We start from the raw sequence: 14,851 nt of genomic DNA, 5'->3' as shown, positions 1-14,851 counted from the left end.
ATGCTGCCTGCCGCCGGCCACAAAAGAACAACGCCCCGGTCGCCCGGGGCGTTGTTCGTTGCGGGCTTGCTATTCAGACGTGAACGATTTCCCATTCGGCGATTTCGTGCGGCACTTCGAGCGTTGCCGTGTCCAGTTCGGACAGTTGCTCGCAGTCGCCGCGGGAGATGTGGTCGGCAGCCACTTCGGGGCACGAGAATGCGCCGAGCAGGGCGTTGCCGAACGTCGCTTCCCAGCCGCCGTTACCCGGCAGGATGTAGAACGACCCGAGCGCTGAACCAAAGCGAAATCCCTTCATTTCCGTTCTCCCTTTCTGATCACACGCGATTCTGTTGTGCCCCTGCCGGTTCGGCCGGCTGTGGCCCGACTGGCTGCTTGCGCCGGCTTCCGTCTTGAACGTCGTGGCGAAGCGTCAGTGCATGGGACAAAGTCTACGTCCGCGACTCGCTCGGATGGTGCATGTAGAACGGCTTCACTAAACAAAAATTCTCTTTTAAAAACAAAGAATTATTTTCTTCATTTTGTATTGCGGAACGTTTTTTGGCATCGCGAAACGGGGATTTTGTGCCCTGCACCACGAATTTTTACAACGCAGAGACTTGTTCCGCATCGTGAAATATTGGTGGGTTTGCGGATCGGTGAAGCACTAGGCGCCGTGGCGGGGCCGGACGGCAGGCGCGAGGCGACCGCTTGGGCACTGCCCGGGGCAGGGTTGAGTGGCGCTTCGGCCGCGAGTGAAAGGCCGTACGTCGTCGATCGACGATGCGGGTCGAGGCGTCCTGAATCCGGTGCGGCGTCGTCGAGCCCTGCGGCGTATCGCCGCCCGGCCGGCCGCGGCGTTTCTCGATTTGGGCCTGCGGTTATGATGACGCGGGCATCAGGATTTGCGTCGCGCATCGGCGCTTCAGTGGGCTGGCACGGGCGTCGTGGCGGCCGCGCGACCCAGAGCATGAATAACGAGGAACGATTGATGATACGGAGAACCTTCCTGTCGCGCGCCATCGGTGTCGTGGCCGCGTCGCTGTTCGCGCGCACCGCATGGGCGCAGCATACAGGTCACGCTGGCATGGCCGGCATGGATTCGATGGACGACATGCCTGGCATGTCGGACATGTCAGGGATGGCGGGTCACGGGCAGCACGGTAAATCCGCACCGGCCGCGCTCGCGGCTGCCGATGCGCTGCCGGCCGGCGCGCCACTCGCGGCGCTGCGCACGCTCGCGAACGAAAGCCGCGAGCCCGGCACGTTCCGGGCCACGCTGGTGGCGCAGCCGGTGGCGCGCCCGATGCTGCACGGCGCACGGCCGACCACGTTCTGGCAGTTCGGTGCGGGCGCGCAGGGCCCCGTCGTCGGTCCGCTGATCGACGTGCGCGAGGGCGACACGGTCGAGATCAGGTTCGTGAACAAGCTGCCGCAGCCGTCGACGATCCACTGGCACGGCCTGCCCGTGCCGCCTGACCAGGACGGCAACCCTTCCGATCCCGTCGCGCCCGGCGCGTCGCGCATGTACCGCTTCACGTTGCCGAAGGGGAGTGCCGGCACCTATTGGTACCACCCGCATCCGCACATGATGACGGCCGAGCAGGTCTTCCGCGGGCTGGCCGGCCCGTTCGTCGTGCGCGCCGCGGACGATCCGCTGGCGGGCTGGCCCGAGCGCAACCTGTTCGTGTCGGACCTGAAGCTTGCGCGCGACGGCACGATTGCACCGAACGACATGATGGACTGGATGAACGGCCGCGAGGGCCAGTTCGTGCTGGTCAACGGCGCACGCCGGCCGCGGATCGACGTCGCGGGCGACGAGCGCTGGCGCGTGTGGAACGCGTGCAGCGCGCGCTACCTGCGCGTCGCGTTCGACGACGGCCGCGCGTTCGAGCACGTGGGCACCGACGGCGGGCTGTTCGACGCGCCGCGCCGCGTCACGTCGCTGCTGATCGCGCCGGGCGAACGTGCGGAGCTGCTGGTGCGCGCCGGCGATCGTGCGTTGCGCGCGGTGCTGCAGGCGGCCGAATACGACCGCCGCAAGATGTCGATGTCGCACGATGACGGACACGGCAGCCTGCCGCCCGATCCGGCGCTGGCCCTGGCTGACGTCGTATTCGCGCCGGCCGCCGCACGTGCGCTGCCGGAGACCCTGCGCGCGGTGCCGCCGCTGGGCGAGCCGGTCGCGCACAAGGAGGTCGCGTTCGGCGAAGAGATGGACATGGACGCGATGATGAAGGGCGCGGCGCACGGCCGCCCGGCGGGCATGCGCTTCACGATCAACGGTGACACCTACGCGCCGCATCGCGCGACGCTGACGAGCCGTCGTGGCGACGTCGAACGCTGGACGATCCGCAACGGCACCGACATGGATCACCCGTTCCACCTGCACGGTACGCAGTTCCAGGTAATCGAGCGCGCGTCGGGCGGCTCGCGTACAAGCGAACCGTTCCGCGCATGGCGCGACACCGTGAACGTGCGCAGCGGCGAAACCGTGACGATTCTCGTCACGCAAGACATGTCCGGCGAGCGCATGTTTCATTGCCACATTCTCGAACACGAGGATCTCGGCATGATGGGCACGCTGAAGGTCGTGTAACGAAGTGGCGATTATGTTTCACGTGCCGGACGAGTATCCGATTTGCACGCGAGACAAGACAATGTGTGTTCAATTATCGGGATTGAACGAAAAGGCTGGCCAATCGATAATCGATTGGCCAGCCTCGAATAAAAAGAAACCCGGCGCAATGCGCCGGGTTTCTTCGTCTGATATCCGGTGCCTTATACGGCCTGGATGTTCGACGCTTGCTTGCCCTTCGGCCCTTGGACGACGTCAAAGCTCACCTTCTGGCCTTCCTTCAGCGTCTTGAAGCCATTCATGGTGATAGCCGAGAAGTGCGCAAACAGATCCTCACCGCCCTCATCGGGAGTGATGAAACCGAAGCCCTTCGCGTCGTTGAACCACTTAACGATACCAGTTGCCATTTCCTACTTCCCCTGTCACACAGTCGCTGCTACTTACCACGAGCACGCTCGAAAAGCTAAACGACCGGAAAATGCAGCCGTTCCCCCCTCACAAGCTCACCTCGGCCTCTTTCATTTTGCCAACCGGCAAATTGAAAAAAGTGCCAGCTTGATTGTTGGCGCTCTTTATTGGAGTGTCAAGTGGAATTTTTAGACGTTTAGAGGGACGTTGTAAAGAACCCATTTTCAGGGTTTTTCCGGCTTTGCTTAGCAGCAGGCGGCCAAGCGCGAGGTCTTGAAAAGCCGCATAATCGGCTCATATACCAGGCTCGAGTGACGCGCGTTCGAGCCGTCCCGGCTTGTGGGATACTGGATGCGGATACGACGTTCCGGTGCTGTTCCCCCAGACGGTTCGTGTTCCGCGCCACGCGTGAAAGCCGGCACCGCAGCCGGCTTTCGTATGGCGCGAAGAAGATCGCGTGTTCCGGGATTCCGGGGAGGGCGCCGGCCGGTCGGTCGGGTAATGGCAGGATTGCGGGCCTGTCCGAGTTGTTTAGAATGGGTGTATGGCGATTATCCCGGACAAGCAGGACAGCACCGTCCTGGAACGCAAGCAGCAGAAGCTCAAGCCGCCTTCGATGTACAAGGTGGTGCTGCTGAACGACGACTTCACGCCGATGGAATTCGTCGTGATGGTGGTCCAGGAGTATTTCAAGAAGGATCGCGAGACGGCCACGCAGATCATGCTGAAGGTTCATCGCGAAGGGCGAGGAGTTTGTGGGGTCTATACGCGGGACATCGCGTCGACCAAGGTTGAGCAAGTCGTTACCCATGCGCGGCAGGCCGGGCATCCGCTGCAGTGCGTGATGGAGGAAGCATGATTGCCCAGGAATTGGAAGTCAGCCTGCACATGGCGTTCATGGAAGCACGCCAGGCGCGCCATGAGTTCATTACGGTCGAGCATTTGCTGCTGGCCCTGCTGGATAATCCGACGGCAGCCGAGGTGTTGCGCGCGTGCGCGGCAAACATCGAGGACTTGCGTCAGAACCTGCGCAATTTCATCCACGACAACACACCTACCGTCCCGGGCACCGACGATGTCGATACCCAGCCGACGCTCGGTTTCCAGCGCGTGATCCAGCGCGCGATCATGCACGTCCAGTCGACGTCGAACGGCAAGAAGGAAGTCACCGGCGCGAACGTGCTGGTCGCGATCTTCGGCGAGAAGGATTCGCATGCCGTGTACTACCTGCAGCAGCAGGGCGTCACGCGCCTCGACGTCGTGAACTTCATTTCGCACGGCATCGCGAAGACGAACAACGGCGAAGCCGCGAAGTCGTCCGATGCGAACGCGGAAAGCGAAGACGCGAATGCGCAGAAGGAAACGCCGCTCGCGCAATTCACGCAGAACCTGAACCAGATGGCGAAGGACGGCCGCATCGATCCGCTGATCGGTCGCGAGCCCGAGGTCGAGCGCGTGGTCCAGGTGCTGTGCCGTCGCCGCAAGAACAATCCGCTGCTCGTCGGCGAGGCCGGCGTCGGCAAGACCGCGATCGCGGAAGGGCTCGCCTATCGCATCACGCGCGGCGAAGTGCCGGACATCCTCGCGAACGCGCAGGTCTACTCGCTCGACATGGGCGCGCTGCTTGCGGGCACCAAGTACCGCGGCGATTTCGAGCAACGTCTGAAGACGGTGTTGAAGGAACTGAAGGAGCGTCCGCACGCGATCCTGTTCATCGACGAAATCCACACGCTGATCGGCGCGGGCGCCGCATCGGGCGGCACGCTCGATGCATCGAACCTGCTGAAGCCGGCGTTGTCGTCGGGCACGCTCAAGTGCATCGGCGCGACCACGTTCACCGAGTATCGCGGCATCTTCGAGAAGGACGCGGCGCTGTCGCGGCGCTTCCAGAAGGTCGACGTGACGGAGCCGACCGTCGAGCAGACGGTCGCGATCCTGCGCGGGCTGAAGTCGCGCTTCGAGGAGCATCACGGCGTCAAGTATTCGTCGGGTGCGCTGTCGGCCGCGGCCGAACTGTCGGCGCGCTTCATCACCGACCGTCACCTGCCGGACAAGGCGATCGACGTGATCGACGAAGCGGGCGCCGCCCAGCGCATCCTGCCGAAGTCGAAGCAGAAGAAGACGATCGGCAAGAGCGAGATCGAGGAAATCATCTCGAAGATCGCGCGTGTGCCGGCCCAGAGCGTGTCGCAGGACGATCGCAGCAAGCTGCAGACGCTCGACCGCGACCTGAAGAGCGTCGTGTTCGGCCAGGATCCGGCGATCGACGCGCTGGCTGCCTCGATCAAGATGGCGCGTGCGGGCCTCGGCAAGATGGACAAGCCGATCGGCGCGTTCCTGTTCTCCGGCCCGACGGGCGTCGGCAAGACCGAAGTGGCGCGCCAGCTCGCGTTCACGCTCGGCATCGAGCTGATCCGTTTCGACATGTCGGAATACATGGAGCGTCACGCGGTGAGCCGCCTGATCGGCGCGCCGCCGGGCTACGTCGGGTTCGACCAGGGTGGCTTGCTGACCGAAGCCGTCACGAAGAAGCCGCACTGCGTGCTGCTGCTCGACGAAATCGAGAAGGCGCATCCGGACATCTTCAACGTGCTGCTGCAGGTGATGGACCACGGCACGCTGACGGACAACAACGGCCGCAAGGCGGATTTCCGCAACGTCATCATCATCATGACGACGAACGCGGGCGCCGAGTCGATGCAGAAGGCGACGATCGGCTTCACGACGCGCCGCGAGACGGGCGACGAGATGACCGACATCAAGCGCCTGTTCACGCCGGAGTTCCGCAACCGCCTCGATTCGATCATCAGCTTCCGCTCGCTCGATGAGGAAATCATCATGCGCGTGGTCGACAAGTTCCTGATCCAGCTCGAGGAACAGCTGCACGAGAAGAAGGTCGACGCGCTCTTCACCGACGCGTTGCGCAAGCATCTCGCGAAACACGGCTTCGACCCGCTGATGGGCGCGCGGCCGATGCAGCGGCTGATCCAGGACACGATCCGTCGCGCGCTGGCCGACGAGCTGCTGTTCGGCAAGCTCGTCAACGGCGGCCACGTGACGGTCGATGTCGACGAAAACGACAAGGTGCAGTTGTCGTTCGACAAGCTGGCGAATCCGCCGCACAAGCCGAACGAAGAGGCTGTCGAAGTCGAGTAAGCGATAATCGGGTAGTTCATGCGAACGGCGCGGGATGTTTTCCGCGCCGTTTCGTTTTATCTGGCGCCGGCGGCGCGATGGTGGTGCAGGGGAGTGGCAACGCAGTGACACAACAACAACGGACGTTCGACGACATCGTCGCGCGCGAACAGGGTTTGCGCCATGCGCTGACGTCGGGGCAGATGGCGATGATCGCGATCGGCGGCGCGATCGGCACGGGGCTGTTCCTCGGCAGCGGGTTCGCGATCGGGCTCGCCGGCCCGAGCGTGCTGGTCTCGTACGCGATCGGCGCGCTGATCGCGCTGCTGCTGATGGGCGCGCTCGCGGAAATGACGGTCGCGCATCCGACGGCCGGCTCGTTCGGCGCCTATGCCGAGCACTATGTCGGCCCGCTCGCGGGATTCCTGGTGCGCTATGCGTACTGGTTCGCGGTCGTGTTCGCGATCGGCACCGAGATCAGCGCGATCGCCGTGTTCATGAAGTACTGGTTCCCGGCCGTGCCCGGCTGGTACTGGGTGATCGGCTTCTCCGCGCTGCTGATCGCCGTGAACCTCGCGAGCGTCACGCTGTACGGCACGGTCGAATACGCGTTCTCGCTGCTGAAGATCGCTGCAATCGTCGTGTTCATCGTGCTCGGCGCATATCTCGTGTGGTCGGCGCCGGCTGCATCGGGCATCGGTTTCGCGAACTACACCGCGCACGGCGGCTTCATGCCGAAGGGGCCGTGGGGCACGTGGGTCGCGGTGATCGTCGCGATCTTCAGCTACATGAGCATCGAAGCCGTCGCGATCGCGGCAGGCGAGGCGCGCGATCCGCAGCACGCGGTCACGCGCGCGTTCCGCTCGACCGTGTTCCGGCTCGTGCTGTTCTATCTGTTGACGCTGTCGCTGATGCTCGCGATCGTGCCGTGGACGCAGGCCGGCACCGACGAAAGCCCGTTCGTGAAGGTGATGGCCGCGACCCACGTGCCTTACGCGGCGGGCGTGATCAATTTCGTGCTGCTGATCGCGGCGCTATCGGCGATGAATAGCCAGCTTTACGTGACGACGCGGATGATGTTCAGCCTGTCGCGCGCACGGCTCGCGCCCGCGGTGTTCGGCCGGCTCGGCACGAACGGCGTGCCGCGCGCGGCGCTGTGGATCTCGACGAGCGGCGTCGCCGTCGCGGCCGTGCTGGTCGCGCTGGCGCCCGACACGGCGTTTACCGTGATGATGGCAATCGCGATGTTCGGCGCGCTGTTCACGTGGCTGATGATCTTCGTCACGCACCTGCGCTTTCGTGCGCGGTATCGCGGCCCCGCGCTCGCGTTCCGGATGTGGGGGCACCCGTTCGGCAGCCTGCTTGGTGCGGGGCTCGTCGCGGCGATCCTGATCACGACCGCGTTCACGCGCGAATTCCGGATGACGATGGTGGTTGGCGTCGTGTTCGTCGTGCTGCTGACGCTCGCGTACGCGCTGCATTACCGGCACCAACACGCGCGTTGACGGTGGTCGCGGCGCGGCCGCTCACTGCGTTTTCCCGCTCGCTAAGGTTCCGTTAAGCCCGCGGCGACTACATTCGATCCTGTCTGCAAGGCAGGCCGGCCCGCGCCGGCCTGTCGCTTTCCTGCAAAAAGGGGTTCGAATGAACAAACTTCCCGAAATCACGCTCGCGTTCTGGATCATGAAGATCTGCGCGACGACGCTCGGCGAAACCGGCGGCGACCTGCTGTCGATGACGCTGAACGTCGGCTACGCGGTGAGCTCCATCCTGCTGTTTGGTTTCTTTCTCGTGACGCTGGGCGCGCAGCTCAGGACGACACGCTATCGTCCGGCAATCTACTGGGCGGTGATCGTCGCGACGAGCACCGCCGGCACGACGATGTCCGACTTCATGGACCGCACGTTGGGCCTCGGCTATGCGGCCGGCTCGTCGATCCTGGTCGCGATCCTGCTGGCCATCTTCGCGGTGTGGCGCCTCAGCGGCGAATCGCTGTCGGTCGACCTGATCCGCACGCGCAAGGTTGAGTTGCTGTACTGGATCGCGATCCTGTTCTCGAACACGCTCGGCACCGCGCTCGGCGACTTCCTGGCAGACAGCTCCGGGCTCGGCTTTGGCGGCGGCGCGCTGTTGATCGGCGGGCTGCTCGCGGTGATCGTGCTGGCGCACTATTTCACGCGGATCTCGGGCGTGCTGCTGTTCTGGGCCGCGTTCGTGCTGACGCGCCCGTTCGGCGCGACGGTCGGCGATCTGCTGACGAAGCCGGTCGCGAAGGGCGGCCTCGCGCTCGGCACGATCGGTTCGTCGTCCGTGCTGCTCGGCGTGCTGGTCGCGATGGTGATCTACGCGATCGCGACTCAATCGCGGCAGCGCGACCTGACGCCCGCACGGATCGCGCAACCCGTCGAGGAATGATGGGCGAAGAAAAAAGGGCCGCGAGGCCCTTTTTTCGTTGTGTCGTTCAGTGGCGGCCAGTGCTGCCGAACCCACCCTCGCCACGATCGCTTTCCGCGAAATCGTCGACGATGTTGAACTGCGCCTGCACGACCGGCACGATCACGAGCTGGGCGAGCCGCTCGAACGGATTCAGCACGAACTCGGTCTGGCCGCGATTCCAAGTCGAGATCATCAGCTGGCCCTGGTAGTCGGAATCGATCAGGCCGACGAGGTTGCCGAGCACGATGCCGTGCTTGTGGCCGAGGCCCGAGCGCGGCAGGATCAGCGCTGCGTAGCCGGGATCGGCGAGGTGGATCGCGAGGCCAGTCGGCACGAGCGTCGTTTCGCCCGGCTTCAGCGTCAGCGGCGCATCGAGGCACGCACGCAGGTCGAGGCCCGCGCTGCCGGTAGTCGCGTAGGCGGGCAGGTAGTCGCGCATGCGCGCGTCGAGAATCTTCAGGTCGAGTTTCATGCGGTCGTCGGATGGGGCGGGAAGGGCGCGGCAGCAACGCTGCCGCGCGCGAGATCAGATCAAGCGGTTGTCGGGCAGGCGCTTCGCGATTTCCGCGACGAGCGTGTGCGCGAGTTCGTCCTTCGGTGCACGCGGCAGGCGCGTGAGGCCGGCGGCCTCGAACAGCACGACTTCGTTGTCGTCGCGACCGAACGTCAGCGGGCCGAGGTTGCCGACGAGTAGCGGCACGTTCTTGCGTTTGCGCTTCTCGTCGCCGTGCACGTCGAGATCGCCGCTTTCGGCCGCGAACCCGACGCAGAACGGCGGATCGGGCAGTGCCGCGACCGACGCGAGGATGTCGGGATTCTCGACGAACGCGAGTGCGGGCACCTTGTGGTCGGCCGTCTTCTTCATCTTGTGCTCGGCCGGCTGGGCGACGCGCCAGTCGGCCACGGCGGCCACCGCGATGAAGATGTCGGCATCGGCGACGGCATGCATGACCGCGTCATGCATCTGCTGGGCCGTCTGCACGTCCTGGCGGTAGACGCCCCACGGCGTGTCCAGCGCCACCGGCCCCGCGACGAGATGCACGTCGGCGCCGGCCTGCTGTGCGGCCCGCGCGAGCGCGAAGCCCATCTTGCCGCTCGAGCGGTTCGTGAGGCCGCGCACCGGGTCGAGCGGTTCGAACGTCGGGCCGGCCGTGATCAGCACGCGCCGGTGCGCGAGCACCTTCGGCGCGAAGTGCGCGACGATCGCTTCATAGATCGCCTCGGGTTCGAGCATGCGGCCGTCACCGACTTCACCGCACGCTTGCGCGCCCGAATCCGGGCCGAGCACCGACACGCCGTCCGCGCGCAGTTGCGCGACGTTGCGCTGCGTGGCCGGGTTCTGCCACATCTGGCGGTTCATTGCGGGGACGACGAGCAGCGGGCAATCGCGCGCGACGCACAGCGTCGACAGCAGGTCGTCCGCGAATCCATGCGCGAGCTTTGCGAGGAAGTCCGTCGACGCGGGCGCGATCACGATCGCATCGGCTTCGCGCGACAGGTCGATGTGCGCCATGTTGTTGTCGACGCGCGCGTCCCACTGGCTCGTGTAGACGGGCCGGCCCGACAGCGCCTGCATCGTGACGGGCGTGATGAACTGGGTGGCGGCTTCGGTCATCGCGACCTGTACGGTCGCGCCGGCTTTCGTGAGCAGCCGGGTGAGCTCGGCGATCTTGTAGCAGGCGATGCCGCCCGTCAGGCCGAGAACGAGGTGTTTTCCTGCGAGTTCTGCGTGTGCCAACTCAGGCCTCCAAGGGTCGAACGGAACGGCCGGCGCGAGGCCGGCCGTCGACGCCGAGTATGCGCGCTTAGCGCGAGCCGCGCACGCGACGCAGTTCGTCGTAGATCAGCAGCACTGCGCCAACCGTGATCGCGGAATCGGCGAGGTTGAACGCCGGGAAATGCCAGGCGCCGAGATGGAAATCGAGGAAGTCGATCACGTGGCCGTAGACGAGCCGGTCGATCACGTTGCCGAGGGCGCCGCCGAGGATCATTGCCAGCGACAGGCTGAACAGCCGCTGCTGGCCGTGACGCTTCAGCAGGAAGCAGATCACGAGCGTCGCGCCGATGCCGAGCGCGGTGAACGCCCAGCGTTGCCAGCCGCCTGCGGTCGACAGGAAGCCGAACGCAGCACCGCGGTTGTACACCAGCACGAGGTTGAAGAACGACGTCAGCTCGTGCTGCGCGCCGTACACGAACGTTTTCAGGATCGCGATCTTCGACAACTGGTCGAACAGGATCACGATCAGCGAAATGCCGAGCCAGGGCGCAAGCGCGCCGCTGGCCGGTTTCGACAGGGTTTTCGCCATATTTAAGCAGCGCTCCGGATTTCGCCGTTTTCGAACAGGTTGGAGAAGCAGCGGCCGCACAGCGTCGGATGATCGGCGTGCGCGCCGACATCTTCACGGTAGTGCCAGCAGCGCTCACACTTCTGGTACGTCGACGCGGCCACGTCGACGCTTTCCTGCGCTTCGTCGTCGACCTTGACGACCGTCGCCGCCGACGTGATCAGCACGAACTTGAGATCCTCGCCGAGGCTCGTGAGCGCGTCGTAGCGTGCGCCGCTCGCATGCACGGCGACTTCGGCCTGCAGCGACGAACCGATGCGGTTCGCGGTGCGCGCTTCCTCGAGCGCCTTCGTCACGTTGCCGCGCACATCACGCAGCAGCGCCCACTTCTCGATCAGCGCGGCCGAGCCGTCGACTTCCGGATACGCGTAGTAGGTTTCCGTGAAGATCGTGTCGCTGGCCGGCTGGAACACCTTCCACGCTTCCTCTGCCGTGAACGACAGGAACGGCGCGAGCACGCGCAGCAGGCCGTGCGTCAGGTGGTACAGCGCCGTCTGCGCGGAGCGGCGTGCGCGCGAATCGGCCGCGCTCGTGTACAGGCGATCCTTCAGCACGTCGAGGTAGAAGCCGCCGAGATCTTCCGAGCAGTACGTCTGCAGTTTCGCGACGACCGGGTGGAATTCGTACTTCTCGTAGTGGCCGAGCAGTTCCGTCTGCAGTTGCTGCGAGAACGCGACCGCATAGCGGTCGATCTCGAGCCATTCCTCAACCGGCACCGCGTGCTGCGCGAAGTCGAAGTCCGACAGGTTCGCGAGCAGGAAGCGCAGCGTGTTGCGGATGCGGCGATAGCCTTCGGTCACGCGCTTCAGGATTTCCTCGGAGATCGCGAGCTCGCCCGAATAGTCGGTCGAGGCGATCCACAGGCGGATGATTTCCGCGCCGAGGCGGTTCGCGACTTCATGCGGGTCGATGCCGTTGCCGAGCGACTTGCTCATCTTGCGGCCTTCGCCGTCGACCGTGAAGCCGTGCGTGAGCAGGCCCTTGTACGGCGCGCGGCCGTCGATCATCGATGCCGTGAGCAGCGACGAGTGAAACCAGCCGCGGTGCTGGTCCGAGCCTTCGAGGTAGAGGTCGGCCGGGAACTGCAGCTGATCCTTGTGCGAGCCGCGCAGCACGTGCCAGTGCGTCGTGCCCGAATCGAACCACACGTCGAGCGTGTCGCGGTTCTTTTCGTACAGGTTCGCGTCGTCGCCGATCAGCTCGCGCGGGTCGAGCGTCTGCCACGCCTCGATGCCCGACTGCTCGACGCGCTTCGCGACTTCCTCGAGCAGCTCGAGCGTGCGCGGATGCAGCTCGCCGGTTTCCTTGTGCACGAAGAACGCCATCGGCACGCCCCACTGGCGTTGGCGCGACAGCGTCCAGTCGGGACGGTTCGCGATCATGCTGAACAGGCGCTGCTTGCCCCACGACGGGTAGAACGCGGTCGCGTCGACGCCTTCGAGCGCCGTTTCGCGCAGTGTCTTGCCGCCGTCGCGCGGCGTCACGTCCATGCCCGCAAACCACTGCGACGTCGCACGGTAGATGATCGGCGTCTTGTGGCGCCAGCAGTGCATGTAGCTGTGCGTGTACTTCTCGCTGCGCAGCAGCGAGCCGGCCGCGTTCAGCGCCTCGACGATCTTCGGGTTCGCGTCCCAGATCGACAGGCCGCCGAACAACGGCAGCGATTCGATATAGCGGCCGTCGCCCATCACCGGGTTGATGAAGTCCGAGTCGGTCATCCCGTGCGCCTTGCAGGACATGAAGTCCTCGATGCCGTATGCGGGCGACGAGTGCACGACGCCGGTGCCGGTGTCGGTCGTCACGTAGTCGCCGAGGTAGACGGGCGCGGTGCGCTTGTAGCCGGGGTGGGCCGATGCGAGCGGGTGGTGGAAGCGCAGGTTCGCGAGCTTCACGCCCGGCGTGGTCGCGACGACGCGGCCGGTCAGCTTGAAGTCGGTCATGCATGCTTCGACGCGCTCTTGCGCGATGATCAGCAGCCCGCGCTCGGTGTCGACCAGCGCGTAGACGATTTCCGGATGGAGGTTCAGCGCCTGGTTGGCGGGAATCGTCCACGGCGTGGTGGTCCAGATCACGATGCCGCCCTCGGCGCGGGGCAGGGCCGGCAGGCCGAACGCCTGCGCGGTCTTTTCCGGTTCCGCGAACGCGAACATCACGTCGATCGTCGGGTCGGTGCGGTCCTTGTACTCGACTTCCGCCTCCGCGAGCGCCGAGCCGCAGTCGAAGCACCAGTTCACCGGCTTCAGCCCGCGATACACGTAGCCCTTCTCGATGATCTTGCCGAGCGCGCGAATCTCTTCCGCCTCGTTGACGAAGTCCATCGTCTTGTACGGGTTGGCCCAGTCGCCGAGTACGCCCAGACGCTTGAAGCCAACCTTCTGCTTCTCGATCTGCTCGGTCGCGTACGCGCGCGCCTTGCTCATCACTTCGGCGGCCGGCAGCGACTTGCCGAACTGCTTCTCGATCTGGATCTCGATCGGCATCCCGTGGCAATCCCAGCCCGGCACGTACGGTGCGTCGAAGCCGGCCATGTTGCGCGACTTGACGACGATGTCCTTCAGGATCTTGTTGACGGCGTGGCCGAGGTGGATGTCACCGTTCGCATACGGCGGGCCGTCATGCAGGATGAACTTCGGACGGCCGGCGCTGGCCGCGCGGATCTTCTCGTAGATGCCGCGCTCTTCCCATTCCTTGACCCACTGCGGCTCGCGCTTGGGCAGGTCGCCGCGCATCGGGAACGGCGTGTCGAGCAGGTTGACCGGATACTTGGCCTGCGGTTTCGAATCGGCTTTCTTGTTGCTCATGATGGGATCGCTATCTAAATCTCGGGGGACGCGCGAGCGTCGTGAATCGGGTATGCGCGCGAGTGAGCGGCGCGAGGGTGCGGCGCGAAGGCGCCGCCATCCGGATCAGCTAATTCGGTCGGTGGCCGACGTCGAGAAGCCCGTGGCGCGGCTGCCCGGCGCACGGTCGCGCTCGATGAAATACGCGCGCGCATTCGCGACGTCCAGTGCGATCGCGCGCGACAGCGCCTCGAGATCGTCGAATTTCGCCTCGTCGCGCAGCTTCTTCAGGAATTCGACGCGGATGAGCTTGCCGTACGCGTCGCCGTGCCAGTCGAGCAGGTGGACTTCGAGCAGCACGCGGCCCGAATCGTCGACGGTCGGGCGCAGGCCGAGGCTCGCGACGCCCGGCAGCGGGGCGGGGCCGAGGCCGTGCACCTGCACGACGAAGATGCCCGCGAGCGCCGGCCGCTTGTGTGCGATCGGCAGGTTCAGCGTCGGGAAGCCGAGGTCGCGGCCGAGCTTCAGCCCGTGCGCGACGTGGCCGCTGATCGCGTAGCCGTGGCCGAGCGCCTGCGCGGCCGCATCGAGATCGCCGGCCGCGAGCGCGGCGCGCACGCCCGAGCTCGAGATGCGCGTGCCGTCGCTGCCGGCCACCGTGCCCATCTGCTCGACCTCGAAGCCGTATTGCTCGCCGGCCGCCTTCAGCGTGTCGAAGGTGCCCGCGCGCTTCGCGCCGTAGCAGAAATCGTCGCCGACCATCATCCAGCGCGTGTGCAATCCGTTCACCAGCGTGCGTTCGACGAACGCCTGCGGCGACTGGCTCGCGAACGTGTGGTTGAAGTGCTCGACGACCACGCGGTCGACGCCGTGATCGCGCAGCGCCTCGAGCTTGTCGCGCAGCATCGCGATGCGCGGCGGCGCACCGGCCGGGTTGAAGAATTCGCGCGGGTGCGGCTCGAACGTCATCACGCACACGGGCAGGCCGCGCGCGTCCGCTGCCGCGCGCACGCGCGCGAGCAGGGCCTGGTGGCCGCGATGGACACCGTCGAAGTTGCCGATCGTCAGCGCGCACGGGGCGCGGCTCTCGGCGTTGGGCAGGCCGCGGAAGACTTTCACGATAGCGGATGCAGCGTCGGGGAATGGGCGGTGGGGTGCCGCAAAGCAGAAGATTATAAACGTTCGGGCGG

12 protein-coding genes are annotated in these 14,851 nt (G+C 65.3%); 5 read left to right on the top strand and 7 right to left on the bottom strand.

Features of this window, described 5'->3' with window-relative positions; genetic code table 11:
- Positions 1-73 precede the first annotated feature (73 nt).
- The gene (locus ACPTTC_RS14700) at positions 74-298 is read right to left on the bottom strand and encodes a hypothetical protein (protein WP_006490888.1); all 225 of its coding nucleotides are present in this window, start codon (positions 296-298) and stop codon (positions 74-76) included.
- A 672-nt stretch (positions 299-970) separates the two neighbouring features.
- Between ACPTTC_RS14700 and ACPTTC_RS14695 the strand changes: the two genes are divergently transcribed.
- Positions 971-2,578, top strand: a complete 1,608-nt coding sequence (locus tag ACPTTC_RS14695) for a multicopper oxidase family protein (RefSeq protein WP_423392893.1) — start codon at positions 971-973, stop codon at positions 2,576-2,578.
- 182 nt (positions 2,579-2,760) lie between these two features.
- Here ACPTTC_RS14695 and ACPTTC_RS14690 read toward each other — a convergent pair whose 3' ends face one another.
- Positions 2,761-2,964 (bottom strand): cold-shock protein, encoded by a 204-nt coding sequence (locus ACPTTC_RS14690; RefSeq protein WP_006488945.1) that lies wholly within the window; start codon positions 2,962-2,964, stop codon positions 2,761-2,763.
- 545 nt (positions 2,965-3,509) lie between these two features.
- On the opposite strand from ACPTTC_RS14690, the gene clpS reads away from it, so the two are divergent.
- The 4 genes from clpS to ACPTTC_RS14670 all read left to right on the top strand — a co-directional run bounded on the left by clpS (position 3,510) and on the right by ACPTTC_RS14670 (position 8,515).
- Positions 3,510-3,824 (top strand): ATP-dependent Clp protease adapter ClpS, encoded by a 315-nt coding sequence (gene clpS / locus ACPTTC_RS14685; RefSeq protein ID WP_006398529.1) that lies wholly within the window; start codon positions 3,510-3,512, stop codon positions 3,822-3,824.
- A complete protein-coding gene (gene clpA, locus ACPTTC_RS14680; protein WP_226198710.1) occupies positions 3,821-6,121 on the top strand; it encodes an ATP-dependent Clp protease ATP-binding subunit ClpA in 2,301 nt (766 codons plus the stop codon). The genes clpS and clpA overlap by 4 nt, the downstream gene beginning before the upstream one ends.
- A 104-nt stretch (positions 6,122-6,225) precedes the next feature.
- Positions 6,226-7,605 (top strand): amino acid permease, encoded by a 1,380-nt coding sequence (locus ACPTTC_RS14675; RefSeq protein WP_423392892.1) that lies wholly within the window; start codon positions 6,226-6,228, stop codon positions 7,603-7,605.
- 139 nt (positions 7,606-7,744) lie between these two features.
- Positions 7,745-8,515, top strand: a complete 771-nt coding sequence (locus ACPTTC_RS14670) for a hypothetical protein (protein WP_423392891.1) — start codon at positions 7,745-7,747, stop codon at positions 8,513-8,515.
- A 46-nt stretch (positions 8,516-8,561) separates the two neighbouring features.
- Here ACPTTC_RS14670 and dut read toward each other — a convergent pair whose 3' ends face one another.
- From dut to ACPTTC_RS14645, 5 genes are all read right to left on the bottom strand, one after another.
- On the bottom strand, positions 8,562-9,008 hold the full coding sequence (dut, locus tag ACPTTC_RS14665) for a dUTP diphosphatase (RefSeq protein WP_175950954.1): 447 nt from the start codon (positions 9,006-9,008) through the stop codon (positions 8,562-8,564).
- 54 nt (positions 9,009-9,062) lie between these two features.
- Complete coding sequence (gene coaBC / locus ACPTTC_RS14660) at positions 9,063-10,274, bottom strand: bifunctional phosphopantothenoylcysteine decarboxylase/phosphopantothenate--cysteine ligase CoaBC (RefSeq protein WP_423392890.1); 1,212 nt, start codon at positions 10,272-10,274, stop codon at positions 9,063-9,065.
- Positions 10,275-10,341: 67 nt separating this feature from the next.
- Entirely contained in the window at positions 10,342-10,842 is a 501-nt protein-coding gene (gene lspA, locus ACPTTC_RS14655; RefSeq protein WP_175950956.1) for a signal peptidase II, read from the bottom strand.
- A gap of 2 nt (positions 10,843-10,844) precedes the next feature.
- A complete protein-coding gene (gene ileS, locus ACPTTC_RS14650) occupies positions 10,845-13,682 on the bottom strand; it encodes an isoleucine--tRNA ligase (protein ID WP_423392889.1) in 2,838 nt (945 codons plus the stop codon).
- A gap of 105 nt (positions 13,683-13,787) precedes the next feature.
- Positions 13,788-14,780, bottom strand: coding sequence for a bifunctional riboflavin kinase/FAD synthetase (locus ACPTTC_RS14645; protein ID WP_175950958.1), 993 nt, complete (start codon positions 14,778-14,780; stop codon positions 13,788-13,790).
- Positions 14,781-14,851: the final 71 nt, after the last annotated feature.

The sequence above is a fragment of the Burkholderia mycopellens genome (assembly GCF_964265025.1).
Classification (GTDB): Bacteria; Pseudomonadota; Gammaproteobacteria; order Burkholderiales; family Burkholderiaceae; genus Burkholderia.
The sequence above is the reverse complement of the archived record's forward strand: the minus strand, read 5'-3'. Positions and strand labels throughout refer to the sequence as shown.

Bases quoted from the DNA above. Each gene is read 5' to 3' on its own strand.
- ACPTTC_RS14700 (WP_006490888.1), bottom strand. From the start codon at position 298: ATGAAGGGATTTCGCTTTGGTTCAGCGCTCGGGTCGTTCTACATCCTG.
- clpS (WP_006398529.1), top strand. From the start codon at position 3,510: ATGGCGATTATCCCGGACAAGCAGGACAGCACCGTCCTGGAACGCAAG.
- clpA (WP_226198710.1), top strand. From the start codon at position 3,821: ATGATTGCCCAGGAATTGGAAGTCAGCCTGCACATGGCGTTCATGGAA.
- ACPTTC_RS14695 (WP_423392893.1), top strand. From the start codon at position 971: ATGATACGGAGAACCTTCCTGTCGCGCGCCATCGGTGTCGTGGCCGCG.
- dut (WP_175950954.1), bottom strand. From the start codon at position 9,008: ATGAAACTCGACCTGAAGATTCTCGACGCGCGCATGCGCGACTACCTG.
- ACPTTC_RS14670 (WP_423392891.1), top strand. From the start codon at position 7,745: ATGAACAAACTTCCCGAAATCACGCTCGCGTTCTGGATCATGAAGATC.
- ileS (WP_423392889.1), bottom strand. From the start codon at position 13,682: ATGAGCAACAAGAAAGCCGATTCGAAACCGCAGGCCAAGTATCCGGTC.
- ACPTTC_RS14690 (WP_006488945.1), bottom strand. From the start codon at position 2,964: ATGGCAACTGGTATCGTTAAGTGGTTCAACGACGCGAAGGGCTTCGGT.
- lspA (WP_175950956.1), bottom strand. From the start codon at position 10,842: ATGGCGAAAACCCTGTCGAAACCGGCCAGCGGCGCGCTTGCGCCCTGG.